16 protein-coding genes are annotated in these 20,736 nt (G+C 38.2%); 5 read left to right on the forward strand and 11 right to left on the reverse strand.

The window, feature by feature from the left end; all coding sequences use genetic code 11:
* Positions 1 to 125: 125 nt before the first annotated feature.
* The 3 genes from I6F47_RS00070 (at position 126) to I6F47_RS00080 (ending at position 2,282) form a co-directional block, all read left to right on the forward strand.
* The gene (locus I6F47_RS00070; protein WP_007580931.1) at positions 126 to 617 is read left to right on the forward strand and encodes a peptidylprolyl isomerase; all 492 of its coding nucleotides are present in this window, start codon (positions 126 to 128) and stop codon (positions 615 to 617) included.
* An 87-nt stretch (positions 618 to 704) separates the two neighbouring features.
* Complete coding sequence (locus I6F47_RS00075; protein WP_007580929.1) at positions 705 to 1,442, forward strand: UDP-2,3-diacylglucosamine diphosphatase; 738 nt, start codon at positions 705 to 707, stop codon at positions 1,440 to 1,442.
* A gap of 54 nt (positions 1,443 to 1,496) precedes the next feature.
* Positions 1,497 to 2,282, forward strand: coding sequence for a transporter substrate-binding domain-containing protein (locus I6F47_RS00080; RefSeq protein WP_197111005.1), 786 nt, complete (start codon positions 1,497 to 1,499; stop codon positions 2,280 to 2,282).
* Here the strand turns inward: I6F47_RS00080 and miaE are convergent.
* A complete protein-coding gene (gene miaE / locus I6F47_RS00085) occupies positions 2,279 to 3,046 on the reverse strand; it encodes a tRNA isopentenyl-2-thiomethyl-A-37 hydroxylase MiaE (protein ID WP_197111004.1) in 768 nt (255 codons plus the stop codon). The two genes, I6F47_RS00080 and miaE, sit on opposite strands and share 4 nt — an antisense overlap.
* A 206-nt stretch (positions 3,047 to 3,252) precedes the next feature.
* Here miaE and I6F47_RS00090 point away from each other — a divergent pair, with 206 nt between their 5' ends.
* A complete protein-coding gene (locus I6F47_RS00090) occupies positions 3,253 to 3,852 on the forward strand; it encodes a Yip1 family protein (protein WP_007580923.1) in 600 nt (199 codons plus the stop codon).
* Positions 3,853 to 3,967: 115 nt separating this feature from the next.
* Here the strand turns inward: I6F47_RS00090 and purF are convergent, their stop codons facing one another.
* From purF to I6F47_RS00140, 10 genes are all read right to left on the reverse strand, one after another.
* A complete protein-coding gene (gene purF, locus I6F47_RS00095; protein ID WP_007580920.1) occupies positions 3,968 to 5,494 on the reverse strand; it encodes an amidophosphoribosyltransferase in 1,527 nt (508 codons plus the stop codon).
* Between the two features lie 18 nt (positions 5,495 to 5,512).
* A complete protein-coding gene (locus I6F47_RS00100; RefSeq protein WP_007376853.1) occupies positions 5,513 to 6,007 on the reverse strand; it encodes a CvpA family protein in 495 nt (164 codons plus the stop codon).
* 194 nt (positions 6,008 to 6,201) lie between these two features.
* Positions 6,202 to 6,843: an SPOR domain-containing protein gene (locus I6F47_RS00105; protein ID WP_197183133.1), complete on the reverse strand. Its 642-nt coding sequence runs from the start codon at positions 6,841 to 6,843 to the stop codon at positions 6,202 to 6,204.
* A gap of 11 nt (positions 6,844 to 6,854) precedes the next feature.
* On the reverse strand, positions 6,855 to 8,120 hold the full coding sequence (gene folC, locus I6F47_RS00110; protein ID WP_197183134.1) for a bifunctional tetrahydrofolate synthase/dihydrofolate synthase: 1,266 nt from the start codon (positions 8,118 to 8,120) through the stop codon (positions 6,855 to 6,857).
* A gap of 25 nt (positions 8,121 to 8,145) precedes the next feature.
* Positions 8,146 to 9,021: an acetyl-CoA carboxylase, carboxyltransferase subunit beta gene (gene accD / locus I6F47_RS00115; protein WP_007376856.1), complete on the reverse strand. Its 876-nt coding sequence runs from the start codon at positions 9,019 to 9,021 to the stop codon at positions 8,146 to 8,148.
* A 140-nt stretch (positions 9,022 to 9,161) separates the two neighbouring features.
* A complete protein-coding gene (gene truA, locus I6F47_RS00120; protein WP_007584098.1) occupies positions 9,162 to 9,959 on the reverse strand; it encodes a tRNA pseudouridine(38-40) synthase TruA in 798 nt (265 codons plus the stop codon).
* 148 nt (positions 9,960 to 10,107) lie between these two features.
* The gene (locus I6F47_RS00125; RefSeq protein WP_197183135.1) at positions 10,108 to 14,553 is read right to left on the reverse strand and encodes a FimV/HubP family polar landmark protein; all 4,446 of its coding nucleotides are present in this window, start codon (positions 14,551 to 14,553) and stop codon (positions 10,108 to 10,110) included.
* A 353-nt stretch (positions 14,554 to 14,906) separates the two neighbouring features.
* Positions 14,907 to 15,923, reverse strand: coding sequence for an aspartate-semialdehyde dehydrogenase (locus I6F47_RS00130; protein ID WP_165721606.1), 1,017 nt, complete (start codon positions 15,921 to 15,923; stop codon positions 14,907 to 14,909).
* Between the two features lie 48 nt (positions 15,924 to 15,971).
* Positions 15,972 to 17,093 (reverse strand): 4-phosphoerythronate dehydrogenase, encoded by a 1,122-nt coding sequence (locus tag I6F47_RS00135; protein WP_197183136.1) that lies wholly within the window; start codon positions 17,091 to 17,093, stop codon positions 15,972 to 15,974.
* 266 nt (positions 17,094 to 17,359) lie between these two features.
* Entirely contained in the window at positions 17,360 to 19,582 is a 2,223-nt protein-coding gene (locus I6F47_RS00140) for a TonB-dependent receptor (protein WP_197183137.1), read from the reverse strand.
* A gap of 408 nt (positions 19,583 to 19,990) precedes the next feature.
* On the opposite strand from I6F47_RS00140, the gene I6F47_RS00145 reads away from it, so the two are divergent.
* Positions 19,991 to 20,581: a LuxR C-terminal-related transcriptional regulator gene (locus tag I6F47_RS00145; protein ID WP_197183138.1), complete on the forward strand. Its 591-nt coding sequence runs from the start codon at positions 19,991 to 19,993 to the stop codon at positions 20,579 to 20,581.
* Positions 20,582 to 20,736 lie beyond the last annotated feature (155 nt).

Here is a 20,736-nt window from a genome sequence, read left to right on the forward strand (position 1 = left end):
CAGTTATGTTACCACTTGAAAAGCCCCTGCTCTAGCGCTTTATAACAAACCAAACATCTACTTTGTTAATCTTAGCCAACTACGATAAAATAGCGCCAATATTTAAACCGGATATAGGAAAACACATGGTTGTTCTACACACTAATTTTGGTGACATCACCATTAAAATGTTTGAGCAAGAAGCTCCAAACACAGTTAAAAACTTTTTAGAGTATGCAAATGCTGATTTTTTCAACGGCACTATCTTTCATCGCGTAATCGATGGTTTTATGGTTCAAGGCGGTGGTTTTGTTCCAGGTATGGAACAAAAAGAAGTAAACGACCCAATTCAGAATGAAGCGAATAATGGCCTGTCTAATAAAGTAGGCACTTTAGCTATGGCACGTACACCTGATCCTCATTCAGCTACAGCACAGTTTTTCATTAACGTGAACAACAACGACTTTTTAAACCACAGCAGCGAAACATCGCAAGGTTGGGGTTATTGTGTTTTTGCTGAAGTAGTAGAAGGCATGGACGTAGTAAATAAGATTAAAGCAGTTGCAACAGGTAGTACTGGTTTTCACCAAGACGTACCTCTTGAAGATGTGATTATAGAAAGCGTTACTGTTAACTAGTAACGTTTACTCATATTATGTGAGTATATAAGCGGGTGTATACTATTAGTATGTGCCCGTTTTTTTAAAACTAGAATAGACTGACCTATGACTCGCCAAACTTACTTTATTGCAGATTTACACCTAAGCGAAAACCGCCCCGACATTAGCGCTGCATTTTTTGACTTTTTAAATACACATATATTAAATAAAGATGTAGATGCACTTTATATTTTGGGTGATTTTTTTGAAGTATGGGTTGGAGATGACTACATTACTGCACTGAGTGCCGATGTAGCAAAACATTTAAGCGCCGTTAATGATGGTGGCACACCTGTTTATTTTATACATGGCAATCGTGATTTCATTATGCGCAAGCAATATGCCGACATGGCCGCAATGACATTACTCGATGAACAAACAGTCATTGATTTATATGGCACGCCTACCGTTATTTTACATGGCGACGAAATGTGCACTCAAGACACTGAATATCAAAACTTTCGTAAAAAGAGCCGTGGTTGGTGGTGGCCAAAATTGATGCTTGCAATGCCGCTTTGGTATCGTAAAAAAATAGCGCGTAATGCCCGCGAAAAAAGTAAGTTAAGCCAAGCTGATAAACCTATCGAAATTTTAGACGTTGTCGATGAGGCTGTACTTGCCACCTTTGCCAAACATAACGTTACGAATATGATTCATGGTCATACTCACCGCCCTAATGTTCATACGTATAAAGTTAATGAACAAACACTTACTCGCACAGTGCTAGGTGACTGGTATACCCAAGGCTCTTATTTAGTCGTTACCCCTCAATCACAAGAATTAATTAGCACGCCTTTCGCATAATTTAAAATTCTGACTATTATTTATCTATATATATGAATAATAGTGAGAGGTTGAATGATTAAGCTGTTAATTTTCATCGTAGTAATTGCCATTCCTACACAAGTATTTAGCAAGCAAACATGGCAAATTGTTACAGAAAACTACCCTCCCTATTTTAGCGAAAACCTACCTAGTAATGGCTGGCTATATGAAATAGCCGAATCAGCTCTTAAAACGCAAGGTATTAATAGCGAAGCCGAGTTTACGACCTGGGACCGCGCCCTAAAGCTATTAGAAAAAAACAGAAAAACCGCTATTTTAGGTGCTTTTTATTCATTAAAAAGAAATGAAGTTTTTTACTACTCTCGTCCACTTGCAGTTGCTCACTCAGGAGTTTTCAAACGAAAAGAGAGTGTTATTAATTTCGATGGTACAGTTCAATCATTAACACCTTATAGTATTGGTATAGAAGACAATGCCGTTGTAAGCCAAGAGTTTGCTAGAAATAGGGAGCTGGCAATAACGTCCACTAAAAGCCTTCCTACAAGCTTATATTTACTACAACAAGGGCGTATTGATTTAGTCGCGGGTACTAAAGAGGTTGGAAATTATTGGCTTGAACACACTAAAACCGAAGATTCAGATGATAATAATATTGAGTACTTATCGCCAGATCTTGCTTCTCATAAACTATATTTAGTTGTCTCTAAATCAAATTATAGAGCCAAAGAATACTTACAAAAATTTAATAGAGGAATTGATATAATAACTAAAAATGGATGCATTGCTAAAATTATGAAAAAACATAATTTCAGCAATCAGAAAATAGCAGAGTATATTAATTTCTTAAAAGAAAATTAGCTTTGCGTTATTGGAACACCGCTGTGAAATTTAAAATCAGTATCGGTTGTAGAAATTAGCTCTTTTTCTTTTTCACCAAAAAAGTTTACGCGTTCGGTAATATCAAAATCAGCAATTTCTTGCGCTAAAGTTAAATAATCTTGGTAATGACGCGCTTCTGAACGTAACAACGAAATATAAAAATCACCTAAACGTTTGTCAACATGCGGTGCAAGCTTTGCAAAACGCTCACACGAACGCGCCTCAATATAAGCGCCTACTATTAGCTTATCGACTAATGCATTGGGCTCGAACGTTTTAACATGACGGAGCATGCCTTTTGCGTAACGACATGGTGTAATACTTTGATACTCAACACCGTACTCGTCCATAATTTCGAGCACTTGATAAAAGTGATGCAGCTCTTCTTTTATCAGCAAAACCATTTTATCGATTAGACCTTGCCCGTATGGAGAACTCGATTTAGGAATTATTGATTTAGTGAGCTTATTTTTAGCAGCCAGATCGCGCCAATTCCCTTCTCGTTTGTAAATAAGCGTTTCAAATGGCTTTAGCCACTCGAGTAATGCATCACTACCCTCTTTATCTACCGCGTATTTACGTATTAAAAACATCGCACTTTGAGCTGCTTTTAATTCACAAATTAAGTGATCTATTAAAATGACTGATAAGTTTTCTTTTTTAATTGCTTGCTCTACCCATTGCTCTGGGGTGGTACACAATAAAAAGTTATTAATCGGCTCTAAAAGTTGGCTATGTGGCACGTTGACTGCTCATTACTAAATAAATTTGATAGACCATTATTTTAACACGAAATTTTGCTTGGGATAAATCAAAGCCCTGATCTGCGTCTAAATGTTAATACCGAGTTAACTTGACTTTGCAAAATAAGTGAACCATAACTGTACATAGACTGTATAAAAATAAACCAACCAAAACAATAATACGTTCCTTTTATGGAGTAAGTACTATGATACTAAATCACCTCTGGGGCATTTATGCTCACCCACTTGAAGAATGGCAAACAATAGATAATCGCCATGAAAGTTTAACCTATAGTTTGTCGCATATTTTACTGATTGCTTTATTTCCTTCAATAATGGGCTACTACTCATCTGTTTATTTAGGATGGAGTATAGGTGCAGGCAATCCCGTATTTTTAACGCACGATAGTGCACTGCTAATTGCAGGTGCAATGTATTTTGCATTAATAGCGGGTGTTTTTGCATTGGCGTATTTAGCCCATTGGATGGCGGTTACATTTGGCTCTAAACCTACATTTACACAAACACTTGAACTTGCAGCATATACTGCAACACCAGTGTTTATGTCGGCACTCGCCGCTTTTTGGCCTGTACTTTGGTTTGTAGTGTGTATTGGAATTATTGCACTGGCTTACTCGGTTTATTTACTCTACACCGGCGTACCAATACTTATGCATATCCCAGAAGAGCGTGGCTTTATTTACGCCAGCTCGGTAGTAACGTGTGGATTAATATTACTGGTTATTATTTTAGCTGTAACAGCTATGCTTTGGACTAATGGGATTGTTAGCCCAATGTTTACTTAATAAAGTTTACCTAATAAAGAGTCGTGTTTGATAGAAATGTTCCCTTTCTTTCCTTCGCAAAAAAGGAGCTAATTAGCTCCTTTTTTTTGTGTAACGACTTTTTATTAACTAATCATTAATCAGCTTCGTTTTCGTCTTGGTTGTGTATTTCTAAACCTGAAGACATCGCACTTTCTCGGGTGCTTTTTGCTGAATCGTTACGTAGCTTATCAATACGATTTAAATAGTTTTGATCAATATCGCCAGTAATATATTGGCCATCAAATACTGAAGTTTCAAACTTAGTAATTTCAGGATTTTCTTGGCTAACCGCAGCAATTAAATCTTTTAACGATTGAAAGATTAAACCGTCAGAACCAATACTTGCATTAATATCTTCAACTTCACGTCCGTGAGCGATAAGCTCAGCTGCTGAAGGCATATCAATACCGTACACATTAGGGAAACGTATTTCAGGTGCAGCTGATGCAAAGTAAACGTTTTTAGCGCCAGACTCTCGGGCCATTTCAACAATTTGTGCTGATGTTGTACCACGAACAATTGAGTCATCAACTAATAATACGTTTTTACCTTTAAACTCGCGATCAATTGCGTTTAGCTTTTGACGCACTGATTTTTTACGCATCTCTTGGCCAGGCATGATAAATGTACGACCAATATAACGGTTTTTAACAAAACCTTGGCGATACGGTAAATCAAGCACACGTGCAATTTCCAGTGCTACATCACATGAAGTTTCTGGGATTGGGATAACTACATCAATATCTTTATCAGCCCATTCACGTGCAATTTTTTCGCCTAGTTTAGTCCCCATGTTTACCCGTGTTGCGTACACAGACATACGGTCTATTGTTGAGTCAGGTCGAGCAAAATAAACAAATTCAAAAATACACGGCGAGTAAGATGCCTTATCAGCACAACTAAGTGAATGGAATTCACCTTCTTCTGTAACATATATAGCTTCACCAGGGGCAACATCACGTACAAACTCAAAACCGTCCGGTTTCAACGCAACGCTTTCTGAGGCAAACATGTACTCAGTACCTTTTTCGGTTTCGCGTTTACCAAATACAAGTGGGCGAATACCATTAGGGTCGCGAAAAGCAACAATGCCGTGGCCGATAATCATAGCAATAGTTGCATAACCACCGCTTACTTTATTGTTTACTTCGGTTACCGCAGTAAAAATATCTTCAGGGTCTAAATGCAACTTATCAGATTTGCTTAATTCGTGTGCCATGATATTAAGTAAAATTTCAGAGTCTGATGTTGTATTAACGTGACGACGTGCTTCAGAGAATAGCTGCTCTTTTAAAGCTTCTGCATTAGTAAGGTTGCCATTATGGGCAAGTGCTATACCAAACGGTGAGTTAACATAAAAAGGCTGTGCTTCAGATGAGCTTGAAGATCCTGCTGTAGGATAGCGCACATGGCCAAGACCAATTGTACCTTGTAGTCGTTTCATATGACGTGTGTGAAAGGCATCTTTCACTAAGCCATTTGCTTTGCGCAAGCTAAACGTATTATTCTCAATGGTAATGATACCCGCGGCATCTTGACCACGGTGCTGCAAAACAGTTAAGCCATCATAAATCGCCTGATTCACAGGGGATGTTCCGACTATTCCAACGATACCACACATGTAATTTATCCTCGCCGATTAACGGTTTACTGAATTTAAAAAGCTCGAGTTGTTTTCTAGGTACGAAAAGAACCATTCAACAACAAAGCCAAATTCTGGAATCAAAATAGAATTGCCCCACCAGTGCGTATTGGGTGCACCAGTAAAAGCATCAAGAAAGAAGAGTAACGCGCTCACGACCAACACGCCTCGTAGAGCACCAAACACTATGCCAAAGACACGGTCGGTACCCGATAAACCAGTACGATGTACAAGCTCACCTAAAATATAGTTTAGTAAACCGCCTAACAGTAGCGTCGCAAAGAATAATATGGCTATGGCCGCAGCATTTCTTAAAAGGGGTTCAGAAATGGTTGTTAGGAAGGAAGCTAAATATTGGTAAAATAAGCTAGAGATGATAAAGGCGCCAGCCCATACCGCTAATGACATTGCTTCTTTTACAAAGCCGCGTATTAAACCGATGATGGTAGACAATGCAATGATGCCAATAATGGCGTAATCAACCCAGATCATAAGAACCAATTAGTCGCTAATTTGGGGCGCATTCTATACCCAAACATCGTTAGTATGCAAGTTTAAACGGGAGATTACTGGGTTGTAGTCAATACAAAAAATTAACATTATAGAATGGGTATTGTGAGATAAAGATAATGATAAAAACAAATATAAATAAATAAAAAAAGGCTTGTGATACAAGCCTTTTATAATTATTTTGTTACTTCGTATTGCGTAACTTTACCATTTAATTTAGTAAGCTCTTTCAGCTGGGGAAGCTGCTTTTGTAATTCATTTTTATCAAGCGAAGGACCAACAAATACCTTGGTTAACGTCCCATTTGGGGTTTTAATCGGTTTAGTAAACGTTTTAAACCCTTCAACTTTTAATTTAGCCTGTAATGCTTTTACATTTGCAACATGTGAAAAACTACCTAATTGAATAACGTAAGCCATACTTGTTAGGTTTTCATCACTTTTACGAGGCGCAATAGGTTTTGGTTTAGCCTGAACCGGTGCCTTAGTGATCGGTGTAGCTTTGGGTTCAATAGTCGCTTCAACAACTTTATTCTCTACAGCGTAGTCACTTTCATCCATAGCGTTTTGCTGCTCAAAAGCTTCATCGTCAGCTTGAATATCTTCAATTTCATCTTGTTTTAGTGGCTCAGCATTAGTCATGTTTTCATCAATTGACTCTTGAAGATCGATTGTTTTGAACTCAGGGCGATCAGGTATCGCTTTAAAGCCTTCTTTATAATGCACTTTTTCGCCATCGAGTATATTAGGGATAAACACAATTGCTGCGATCACTACTATACTTGTTCCGACTAAGCGATTAATAAAACTTGAGTTCACCGACATCCTCTCTATTTTTTAAAGTAATTAATAGCGCCGGCCACTGTAAAAAATGAACCAAATACAATCAACATAGTATCACTTTGTTGTTTTGGTAAAATTACACTCAGTGCCTGTGCCACACTATCATAGCTATTGATAGTATTATGATGAGATATACCCTGCAGCGCATTTTGTAAATTACTTGCAGTGTCGCCTCGCGGACCACTTAAGCTCGCTAATGACCACTCATCGACCAAGTGACTTACTTCTTTAAGTACACCCACTTTATCTTTATCAGCAAGCATAGCGGCTAATGCATGAATTTTAAAGCCTTTATCTTTATAGCTTGATAACTTATTGGCTAAATAACGCGCCGACTCAGGGTTATGTGCTACATCAGTAAAGACTAAAGGCTCAGCGCTTAACTGCTGAAACCGCCCTTCTACAACTAAATTAGCGAGGCAACTTCGTATGACTTGCTCACTTGGTAATAAGCTTAAAACACTTAGCGCAGTTAACGCAGTTGCTGCATTTTGACACGGTATTGCTGGCTTATCTATTACAAGATTATGTTCTTTATATTGCCAATTAAAGCTCTCAGCATTCTCTTTGAAAATAAAGTCACTGCCCGACAACGTCATATTGGCATTAATTTCTTTGCCGTAATCAGTCATTGTGTGAGGAATATTTAAATCCCCTATAATAGCAGGCGTATTTTCACGAAAAATACCGGCTTTATCATAAGCCACTAACTCTCGTGTATCACCTAGGTACTCTTTATGATCTAAATCGATAGTGGTGATCACGCTTGCAAAGGGAGTTACTATATTTGTAGCATCAAAGCGCCCGCCTAGACCAACCTCTAGTAATACATAATCGACCTTACAGCGTTTAAAAATTGCCAACGCACCCAAAGTACCATATTCAAAATAAGTCAAAGGAGTGTCTTTACGGCCTTGCTCAAGCTGGTGAAAAGCATCTATATGAAGTTGGTCTGCCAGTTCTTCGCCATTAACTCGTACACGCTCGTTATAACGAATTAAATGAGGAGATGCGTAAGTACCCACGCTAAAACCTTGCGCTAGCAATAGCGACTCTAAGCAACGTGCAGTGGTGCCCTTACCGTTTGTACCGGCAATAAGAATAATTTTACTTGGAGTGTTTAAAAGGCCAATATTGTTGGCAACATTAGCAACTCGTTCTAGGCCCATTGCAATGTTAGCGGGGTGAACACTTTCTAAATAAAAAAGCCAATCATCAAGGCTTGATGATTGGCTAGGAATTGTTTTTGTCATAGCGTGTAATCAGTAAAGCTGAAATTTACGCTACTCTATGCTCTTGTTCCGTAGAAGGCAAGTTCATAAATTTAGCTAAAATGCGTGCAAGGGTATCGCGCATTTCACGGCGGTCAATAATCATGTCAATTGCACCATGTTCTAGCAAAAATTCACTACGCTGAAAACCTTCAGGTAATGTTTCGCGAACAGTCTGCTCAATAACACGAGGGCCCGCAAAACCAATTAACGCTTTAGGTTCAGCAACGTTAATATCACCCAGCATAGCAAGTGATGCAGATACACCACCCATTGTCGGGTCGGTCATTACTGAAATAAATGGAAGACCTTTTTCCGTCATTTTTGCAAGTGCAGCACTTGTTTTAGCCATTTGCATAAGCGACATAAGCGCTTCTTGCATACGTGCTCCGCCTGATGCAGAAAAACAAATAAGCGGCATGTTATGCTCTAAACATTGATCAACAGCATCAACAAAGCGAGCGCCAACAACAGAAGCCATTGAACCACCCATAAATGAGAACTCAAATGCTACCGCTGCCACTGGAATACCTTTTAATCGGCCTTTCATAGCTACAAGTGCATCTTTTTCACCACTTGCTTTTTGGGCTGCACTGATACGGTCAGAGTACTTTTTAGAATCTTTAAACTTAAGAATGTCTTTAGGCTCATGTTGTGTACCAAGCTCTTGACGATCACCTTCATCTAAAAAGTGCTCTAGGCGCTTACGGCCACTAACACGCATGTGATGGTCACACTTAGGACATACGTTTAATGACTTTTCTAATTCAGCTTTATATAAAATTGAATCACACGATGTACACTTAGCCCAAACACCTTCTGGGATTTCTTTACGACCTGATGATTTTGTCGTTTTAGGTAAGATTTTTTCTAGCCAACTCATTTGCAACTCTCTTAATACTGTTCTGTGTCGCGAGCCTGCTAATAGCAATTAGCAGACAAATTTTTTCAATTAAAACATGAATTACACTAACGCGGTATAAAAAACTGGTCTTAGTAGTTAAAAGTGCTCATAAAAAGTACTTATACCACATCTATATCAGGTAAAAATAAAGGGCCTAGAGGTGTTTGAGGAATATTAAATTGCTCAGGGTAGTCAACATCCACTAAATACAAACCAGCAGCCTTAGCGGTAGCACTGGCCTTTGCGCGTTCTTTACAATCGAGTAGCTCTTTTATCCATATAGGTTGTTGTTTATGTAAACCAACATCCATTAAGCTGCCTGTGATATTACGTACCATGTGATGTAAAAATGCATTCGCTTTAATATCAATAATAACGTAAGTACCTTGGCGCTGTACCGACAGATGATGAATTGTTCTTGTCGGTGTATTCGCTTGGCAATGTATCGCTCTAAAAGAGGTGAAATCGTGTTTACCTATTAAGTACTGACACGCCTCTTGCATCTTTGTTTCATCAAGATGATGATGAAAATGCGTAACACCCTCGTTTAATACCGCACCTCGTAGGGGGGAGTTATAAATAACATAGCGATAACGACGAGCTGTAGCACTAAAACGGGCATGAAAGTCATCAGCAACCGGTTGGGCAAAGCGAATAGCAATATCTTTAGGCATTAAAGTATTCATACCTAGTGTAAATGCGACCATATCGCGATCGGCTTGCGTTTCAAAGTGTATTACTTGGCCTGTACCGTGCACACCAGCATCTGTACGCCCTGCACATATAACTTCAACAGGATGATTACAAATACGCGACAACGCTTTTTCTACTTCTTGCTGTACGCTATTTACATGTGATTGACGCTGCCAACCACTATAACGTGCGCCGTTGTATTCAACTCCAAGTGCTACTCGCATAATTACCGTTTTACCTACTGTGCTAATGAACGAGGCATTTTATGCTATCTAACGATGCAATAAAAGGAGACCTGTCGTAATCAAACCAATACACATAAAAAAACCCGTATTTAGCTAAGCTAGATACGGGTTCTTATAAACATTTTAATTATTTTAGTTTAGCTTTTAAGCTAAGTGCTTCCTCTTGAACTTCTTCAGGACCTTTGTTAATGACATCCTCAATAACTTTAAGCGCAGAATCAAAATCATCAATTTCAATATAAGCACGCGCTAAATCAAGTTTAGCTGAGTAGCCACCACTTTCAGCATCAACATCCGTTGGGTTATCACCTGCAAGTAATGCATCAAACTCACTCAAACCGACATCCATATTAACGTCGGTGTAAGGTTCGTGTTCAAGTTCAGCGTCGTCACTTTCTTCTAATAATGAATCAATATCTACAAATTCGTCATTATCAAGTTGCTCAACATCACTACCTTCAACAAGTGACTCTTTTGTAGTTAATGAATCATCTGTCTCTAAGTCTTCTTTTAGCAAGCTGTCAAAGTCAACATCAAATTCACTGCTGTCATCAACACTTAAGTCTTCAGGCTCTGCTAACTCACTAAGTAATGAATCAAAATCAGTTTGCGTCAAATTCGACATAAACTCTTCATCAAGTTCGTCGTCAGAGCTAATATCAGTGCTACCCACTTCATCTAAGCTTGTTAACTGTGCTTCGCGCTCTGCATTTGTTTGCTCTTGCGATTCCTCTGATAACTCATCAGTTAGCGCTTGCTCTAAACTATCTTCGTCAAATTCAGCATCTAATTCAGAAAAATCATTTTCAATTAAAATCTCATCATCAAAATCATTTTCTAAACTATCTAAATCAGCATCTGCCATAAGTGCGTTTGCTAAATCTTGCTCAGCTTGGCTGGAAGCGACTCCCGGTGCCTCACCATCTAAATCATCCCCTTGTAATTCTTCAGGGGTAAATGGCAACTCACTTTCTAATGTTTCTTGAACTTCATCAAGGTTAAGAGGTTTGATGTCATCTTCAATACTTGGTGGTTCAACAGAATCAACCTCATTATTAATTTCTTGAAGTAAATCATCATCAAGCGACTCATCTTCAATCTCCGTTTCAGTTTCTAATTCAGAGAAGTCATTATCAATTAATAGTTCATCATCAAAATCATCTTCTAAACTATCTAAATCACCATCTGCCATAAGCGCATTTGCGAGATCTTTCTCTGTTTGACTAAGTGCTACTGCATTTTCATCACCCGATGCATCTCCTTTAAGCTCTTGCGGCTCAAACGAAGGCTCATTCTCTAATAATGATTGATCATCGTCTAATTCAAGTTCAGGATATTCATCCAACTCTTCACTTGGCGTTACAAGCTCGCTATCAAGCTGCTCTTCAATTTCAGTAAGATCTGAGTCATCGTCGCCCGCTAGCGGATCGTCACCAAGATCAACTTCTATTTCTTCAAGATCATCATCAAGCTCATCTAAAGACCAATCAGGTGTTTCTATATAGTCGTCATCAGTGGCCTGTTGTAGCTCACTTAAAAGCTCATCAACGCTCTTTAAAGTATCATCTGTATATTCTTCAAGTGCATCTTCAGGATCAAGAAGCGACTCTGATGTGTCTGAAAAATCATCAACCGTTACATCTATAAGTTCTGGCTCTTCTTCAAGCTTAGGCTCTTCTTCAAGCTTAGGCTCTTCTTCAAGCTTAGGCTCTTCTGCAAGCTCTGGCTCTTCTTCAAGCTCAGGCTCTTCTTCAAGCTCAGGTTCTTCTTCAAGCTCTGGCTCATCGTAAAGCTCAGGCTCTTCTTCAAGCTTAGGCTCTTCTTCAAGCTTAGGCTCTTCTTCAAGCTTAGGCTCTTCTGCAAGCTCTGGCTCTTCTTCAAGCTCAGGCTCTTCTTCAAGCTCAGGTTCTTCTTCAAGCTCTGGCTCATCGTAAAGCTCAGGCTCTTCTTCAAGCTTAGGCTCTTCTTCAAGCTCAGGCTCTTCTTCAAGCTCAGGTTCTTCTATAAGCTCAGGCTCTTCTTCAAGCTCAGGTTCTTCTATAAGCTCAGGCTCTTCTTCAAGCTCAGGCTCTTCTTCAAGCTCAGGCTCTTCTGCGAGTTCAGGCTCATCGTAAAGCTCTGGCTCTTCTTCAAGCTCTGGCTCTTCTTCAAGCTCTGGCTCTTCTTCAAGCTCTGGCTCTTCTTCAAGCTCTGGCTCTTCTTCAAGCTCCGGCTCTTCTTCAAGTTCTGGCTCTTCTTCAAGCTCTGGCTCTTCTTCAAGCTTAGGCTCTTCTGTAAGTTCAGGCTCTTCATTTAATGATGAAGCAAGCGACTCAATATCATCAACATTTAATTCTTCTTGAGCATCTGCTAAATCCTCAACTGAGTCTGCTAATGCATTATCAATTTCTGAATCTCTTACATCTGAATTTTTTAGTTCATCATCAATTAGGTTATCTATGTCGTCTAAATCAAAGTCGTCACTTTCCTCAACTAATGATTTATCTGCAGTATCTACTGCAGCCTCATCAATTAAGCTATCTATGTCGTCTAAATCAAAGTCGTCACTTTCCTCAACTAATGAATCATTTGCAGTATCCACTGCTGCCTCATCAATTAGGTTATCTATGTCGTCTAAATCAAAGTCATCACTTTCCTCAACTAATGAATCATTTGCAGTATCAACTGCTGCCTCATCAATTAAGCTATCTATGTCGTCTAAATCAAAGTCGTCGCTTTCCTCAACTAATGAATCATTTGCAGTATCAACTGCTGCCTCATCAATTAGGTTATCTATGTCGTCTAAATCAAAGTCATCACTTTCCTCAACTAATGAATCATCTGCAGTGTCAACCGCTGCTTCATCAATTAAGCTATCTATGTCATCTAAATCAAAATCGTCGCTTTCCTCTACTAATGAATCATCTGCAGTGTCAACCGCTGCTTCATCAATTAAGCTATCTATGTCATCTAAATCAAAATCGTCGCTTTCTTCTAGAAGTTCATCTTCGTCGAGTAACTCTGCATCAATTGAGTCATCTACCACATCACTTTTTGGGTCATTCGCTTCATCAATTAAGCTATCTATATCGTCTAAATCAAAGTCGTCGCTTGTATCAAGTTCAGCTGAAGTGTTATTTGAGGTATCTAATTCTGTTGATGTTTGATCTAATAATTCATCTATATCAAAATTATCATCATCTGCAAGCTCCTCACTTAAAGCCGCCATTTCATCATGAGACTCTAAGCTATCATCCTCTAAAGCTTCGCTTGTTTGCTGTGCATCAAACTCAGGTAGACTATCGTCTTCATCAAACAAGCTATCTAAATCGTCATTAGTTATAATTTCATCATTGTTTATTGAGTCATCAGATAAGTCTAAATCAATATCTTCAGCGTTTTCATCTGAAGGTTGATCAAACCCTTGCTGCATAAAAATATCGAGTTCATCATCGTCATCGGTATTTTCATCATCAAAAACAATGTCATCACTTAGTAGACTTTCAAGCTCATCCTGATCGAGTAAATTCTCACCACCTGAAAAATCATCTAGGCCGTCATCTAAATCATCATCAGGCAACATATCATTTTCGAGATTATCATCAAGTTGAACACTCAAGTCATCTAAAGGGTCGGGTACAATTGGATCGTCATTTAAACTTGGGCCTAAATCATCATCGCCAGTGTAAATTGGGGTTTGTGGTAAAAAGTCATCATCGTTTTGTGGCTCTTCTTGATTACTTGCTCGTTTGCGTAAAAACATAACAATTGCAAAAATAATCAGTAGCCCAGGAATAAACATTAATAAACCCAGCACTATCGGATTTGAAAATAATGAGCTTAAATCAAACGATTCTTTTGGTACTATCTCTTGTTTTTTTTGCTGTGCAATAATCTCGTTTTGCTTAACAATTAGTTCTTTTAATTGATTTTGAATTTCACTGTCTTGTCCTAACTGTAAGCGTAAGTTTTCGAGTTCGTTTGAAATACCTGATAATTGTTTTTTAAGATTATTATTCTCAACTAAAATTTCTTCTACATTGCTTACAGAATTTTTAAATTGTTGTTGTAACTCAACCAGCTTAGTACTTTGCTCTGTTTTTATTTCATTTAATTCTTTCTGTATCTCTTTTTTGGCATCGTCTACGTCGACTTTACGAGCTTGGGTTACTTTTGTTTGTGCTGAGGTAATTTCGCTTTGCGTAAGTGTGCCATTTTTTTTCTTTTCCCATAATGCATCATCTTGCTCTGAGCGTTGTTTTGCAAGCTGTGTATTTACACCTTTTATTTCGGCTAAAGTAGGGATTTTTAAATAGGCACCATTTTGAATATGATTAAGATTTTGTTCTAAAAATGAGTTGGGGTTTTTGTTATACAAGGCCTGCATAACTTGATAAATGCTGACGGAGTTATCTGGGCGCACTTTAGCCGCTATACGCCAAAGTGTGTCTGTTGGTTTAATTGGCCCAATAGATCGCCCTTGCGCACCATAGTCAACGCCTTTAGGCCCCTTTAATTGGGTACTGTCTTGAGAGTAAACTGGCGTTACTATCAATGCAGACGCTAATATAATAAGTGTAACTAAACCGCGCATGCTGATCCTTTAATATTTAAATATTAACAAAACACTTAAAGCTTAAGTGCATAATATTGTTGATTATTGCTGTTATCAGCCAAATGACTGACTCGCATTTATTATTACAATCTATTTTTATTGCAAGCTCTATTCCAATTACAAACTATAAACCAGTTAAGGCTTAATATCCATCGCAACACCTTGAAAATAAATGCCTTAAAACATCTTTATAAATATTAATTTATTGAGTGTTATCAATCAGTTTTTATACTTTTAAAAATAAACGGCAAAAAACTGACAAGCTCTATAAACAAAAAGCGGCAAACAAATAATGTTTACCGCTTCTAAAATGTGTTCAGCGCTATTAACTATTACATGTAATTAGCAATAAGCTCTTCTGCAATTTGAATACTGTTAGTTGCAGCACCTTTGCGAGTGTTATCACTTACAACCCACATGTTTAATCCATGAGGATGAGAAATATCAGCACGTAATCGGCCTATATAAACAGTATCGTTACCACTAGCGTCAGACACTGCTGTAGGGTAATCACCTTCATCATCAATTAGCTCGACACCAGGCGCGTCTTTTAAAAGTTGCTTAACGTGTTCAAAGTCATAAGGCATGCGCGTTTCAATATTAATTGATTCTGAGTGACCAAAAAACACGGGAACACGTACACATGTAGGATTTACTGCAATAGTGGTATCACCCAAAATTTTATGAGTTTCATTTACCATTTTCATTTCTTCGCGTGTATAGCCATTATCCTCAAAGCTATCAATTTGAGGAATAACGTTAAATGCAATTTGCTTTGGAAATACTTTATTATCCATAGGGCGTGCATTCATCAAGTTAGCTGTTTGCTTTGCAAGTTCATCAACCGCTTCTTTACCTGCGCCCGATACAGCTTGGTAAGTAGATACGTTAATACGGTCTATTCCGTAAGCATCATAAATTGGTTTAAGTGCTAACATCATCTGAATAGTTGAACAGTTAGGGTTAGCAATAATATTACGATTCCTAAAATCAGCTAGGCTTGAAGCATTAACTTCTGGCACCACTAGTGGGATTTCAAAATCATTTCTAAAGTGCGATGTATTATCGATTACAATACAGCCGGCATCAGCAGCAATAGGAGCATATTTTTCAGATACACTACCACCAGCAGAAAACAAACCTATATGCGCTTGGCTAAAATCAAAGCCTTCAACGTCAACTACTTCAATGGTCTCACCACGAAACTTTATGTCTTCACCTGCGCTGCGGCTGCTCGCAAGTAAAAAAAGCTGATCTACAGGAAACTTACGATCTGCTAGCGTTTCAATGATTTGACGGCCTACTAAACCAGTAGCGCCAAGTACGGCAACGTTATATTTTTGCGACATATTTCTTCCTCTATAAACGACATTAAAACAACATCGTTAGTTAAATAATTATTTAGCTATGCTAAAGCCAAGTTGACTAAGTGCTGCAAGTTGTGGGCTATCACCTTGTAGGAATAAGGTGCTAAATTCTCGCCTTACCGGATAATTTTTACGTAAACTATCAAAGCCCTCACCTTCTAAATGACGAAGTAAAATTCCGTCATCGCGGCGTACGTCATAAATTAAATGCACCAAACGGGCAATATCTTGCTCGCTTAGGCTTTGCGTAACAGTTGCATTTGTAATAGCAGGTATTGGTAAAAAATCATCCAACGATTTACTCACCTCTACACCTTTTAGGTCACACAATTTTTGATACAACATTTGTGTACCTCGTGCTTTCCCCTCAAGTGTATGCCCTGCGATATGCACACTGGCATAACGCACATGCTCTAGTAATTCAGTTTGAATATTGGGCTCTTTTTCCCATACATCAAGTACTATATCTAAATCAGCCCCAGCTTCCATTACCTCAAGCAATGCTTGATTATCAATTACGTCGCCTCGGCTTGCATTAATTAGCGTGGTTCCTGGCTTAAGTGCTTGTAATCGCTCTTTATTCATCATGTGCAGCGTTTTGTGCTCGCCACCTTTAATAAGTGGAACATGAAAAGTAACAACATCTGATTGCGCTAATAACTCATCAAGCGCTACATGCTCTTGTAGTAAGCCCTGTTCGTGCTTAATTGGATCGCATAACAGTACGTCGACATTTAATGCTTTTAATTTTTGCGACAAACACGTGCCAATGTTACCCATTCCTACAATACCAATTGTTTGACCGCACAATGGGCGCGCATTTTCTTGGCTTAATGCAAATAAACTACTAATTACATATTCAGCTACAGCAACTGCATTACAACCAGGAGCACTGGTAAAAGCAATATTTCTATCATGTAGTAATTGCGTATCAATATGGTCAATGCCAATTGTGGCAGTGCCCACAAAGCTCAGCTTGTTAGCTTGTGCCAATAGTTCATGATTAACATTAGTCACTGAACGAGTAAGGAGTACATCTACATTTATTAATTGTTCAGGCGTTAATTTACGACCATCAAAACGCTCAACCTCACCAAAGTCTGCAAAGTACTGCTCAACTAAAGGCATATTTTGATCGGCAAGAATTTTCATCACTGAGTCCGTTTGGCAATTAAGTGGCGCCATTGTAACGAACAACCAAGCCTTTACACAAACTAAAAAGGCGCATTTTAGCTGATACAAATACTTAAAAGTGGTTATGTTGATTGTTTTAAATCAGCAATTTAAATTAGGGATTTAAATTATGTGGATAATAATTTTACTATTGAATATATAAAGGCCGAATCACAGCATGATTCGGCCTTTGTTAATGAAAAATAAACTTCAATTACATTGAATTTTATTTACTTGATTTTAGTTTATAGCTCAAAATCTTTTTTGAATTTCAAACCAAATTCACTGCGGTCATTACTACGCATTACACCAACAAAACCTGATTGTTGTAGGCGACCAACATCGTAAACTTCGTTTAGAACGTTTTCACCATATAGTGTAACTTCCATATCGCCATATGGATTAGTGTACGAAATATTAAAACCAACTAGTTCACGAGAATCAATGGTCTCACTTTGGTTGTAAACTGATTGGCCTTGCATTTCACTGCGATACGAATAATTAGCATTAAACGCAAGTGTTGCGCCACTCTCTAAATCCATAAAGTAAGAAGGTGCAACCATGACAGTCCAGCGTGGCGTCAGTGCTGGTGAATCGCCTTTACCTATGCCTTGTACACCCTCAGCCACTTCTGTTATTTCAGAATCTAAATAACCAACTGCACTACGAATAGTAAAGTCATCGGTAATAGCAACAGTTGTTTCAAGCTCAATACCTTGCGCTTTAGATTGACCCGCATTTTCTACAATTGTTACAAAGCCACCACCCGCTGTTGGATCTGAAAACGGTAATGCTAAATCGGTGTAATCAGTCACAAATACCGCAAGCATCATAGATACATTTTCGTGTACTTGGCCTTTTAAGCCCATTTCGTAGTTAATCGCTTTTGTTTCGTCAAACGATACAAATTGATCTGGTCCACCAAATGGACGCGGTGGAAAACCACCTGTTTGATAGCCTTTTTGAATCTGGCCATAAACATTCATATTATTGCTAAGCTGATAAGATGCATTTACATCCCACGTAACCGCATCAAAATCTGCACTTACATATTTACGAGTTGGAAATGATGGGAATATAGCATTTGCATCTTTTTCATCTTTTGAATAACGAAGGCCACCACCTACCGTTAAATCGTCAGTTAAATCGTAGCTGGCATTTATATATGCTGCATACGAATTAGTTTCTTGGTTAATTTCAAATTCGCCGTAACCGCCAAATGATTCTGTTACACCATCATTCAACAAGCCATTAGGTGTATTAAATGGGCTAAATACAAACGGGCCTGAACGTGTAAAGCCATCTTCATTAAAAAAGTAAAGACCAGATACAAAGTCCATATTATCGAATGTTGCATTTAGCTGAACTTCAAATGAGTACTGATCAGCACCGCCCTCCTCTGGAAACTCAGACAAGTTTAAAGGTGATGCATCATCATCTAGGCCACCTTCATACTCAGATGTACGGTAGCTTGAGATAAACTTAGTGGTATAAGTATCGTTAATTGCCCAATCGGCTGAAAACGATGTGCCCCAACCTGAGTAAGAGGTAGATTCAATACCCGCAACAGTTGTGCCTAAATCATCAGGGTCTGATGGAATTAAATCTTGAGTCAATAATGGGAAGTCGCCATTAAAAACATCATTTGAGTCTAGTGGGTCTGTCAATTCAATTGTATAAGGCGATTGGCCAGATTCGTTATCAACACCATCTAAAGAAAAAGTGAATGCTAAGTCGGTATTTGCTTGCCATTTAAGTGCAACACGACCACTAAATTCTTCTTCCTCACCAATTTCTTTTTCTGGGTTTGCTAAATTAACAGCTTCGCCCACACCATCACGTGTTTTGTACGATGCACTTGCAGACATACTTACATCATCTGTTAGTGAGTTATTAAAATAAACATCACCGGCAATACGTCCTCGGCTTCCCAGCTTAGCTGCAGTAGTAACAATACCTTCATCACCAGGTTGCTTTGTAATTACATTTACAGCGCCACCTAATGTATTACGGCCATATAAAGTACCTTGTGGGCCACGAAGCACTTCAACACGCTCAACATTAGGTAATGATAAGTTAGAACCCATTTGACGACCTAAGTACACACCATCAAGATACACACCCACACCCGGATCGGTAGTTATTATGTGATCTTGCAAACCTATACCGCGGATAAATACAGACGCATGCGCAGAATTGCCCACGCCATAGCGGGTAATATTTAAATTTGGAACATATTTACCAATATCTTCTAGGTTACTCATATTGGCTTTATCAATTAGGTTAGCGCCAATTGAAGTGATAGCGGTTGGAGATTCAAACAGGCTCTCTGTACGTTTACGAGCTGTGACTTCTATCTTTTCAAATGCGTCTTGTTTAGCTGTTTTTTTAGTTTCTTCGGCGTTTACAGAGGTAGTGAGTGCAGCAAAAATTGCTAGACTTAACTGTGAGAGGTTACGTAATTTCAAAATATTCTCCAAAGGATACCGTGTGATTTAGTTATGCATTTATACTTAAAAGTATAAATTTCAGGCATAAAAAAAGATGCGTAATGCATCTTTCCTCTGGATGGGTATTATATGACAGAATTGTGAAGAAATGTATAAATTATTTAAATAAATGCATAAAGAATAAAAGCAATTTAGGCATTGTTGGCTTTAGGTGGATTATCATAAATAAAGAACATTAATATCAACCTCACTAAAAAGCTGTTTTAAAACAAAAAACCGCATAAATACAATTTTAAAAAGTACATAAAACGTACTTTACACATGTACTTTAGTGTATGAAAAAAGAGCTACAACACATTCTCCTATCATTGAAATTAACTAAAAATAAGAATATAGTACTAAAATGTAGTCTATGGATAGAATATTATGAATATTGAAAACACAGCTGATAAAAGCCTCAAATGCTTCACAAATCCAAATTACACTTCACTTTTTTGTGTTGCAGCTGACTTCAACGTTTTACTTGTTAATTATCAAGCTTTAAACGTCATTACCAATTATGAACTTATTAATCAATTCATGCTTAAAAATGGTCACCAAGGACTGGTAATTTTTGATGTACCAAAAGAATGCGATGTACTAGCATTAAAAGAGTGGCCAAATTTAAAAGGATTGTTTTACGAAGGTACTGACGAAGTACTACTTCAACAAGGATTAGAAGCCATTGAACAAGGAAAGTTATGGTTCCCTCGTGCAGTAACCGATGATTGGATGAGGCAAATGCTAGCGAGTGAACAACAAACTACTCTGCAATCAAACAACTTAACCTGCAAGGAAATGAAAGTATTAAACTTATTATTTTCTGGCTTACATTCAAGTGCAATTGCCGACACTTTATTTATAAGTGAAGCTACTGTTCGAGTCCACCTACACAAGGTTTACCAAAAAATTGCTGTAAAAAATAAGCAGCAAGCATTACTTTGGTGTCAAAAAAACTTAAATAAGATCAATAGTTAAGCGGGCTTACTTGAAACCTTATTGTGTCTACTCGACTCTGACTCTGACTCTGACTCTGACTCTGAATTATTATTTCAACTGAAAGCATAAAGTCAAAGTTGGACCCACTTAAATACCCTATACAACCAGCAACTTTCTTTTCTTAAACAGCACTC

The sequence above is a fragment of the Pseudoalteromonas sp. NZS37 genome (assembly GCF_015864265.1).
Classification (GTDB): domain Bacteria; phylum Pseudomonadota; class Gammaproteobacteria; order Enterobacterales; family Alteromonadaceae; genus Pseudoalteromonas; species Pseudoalteromonas arctica.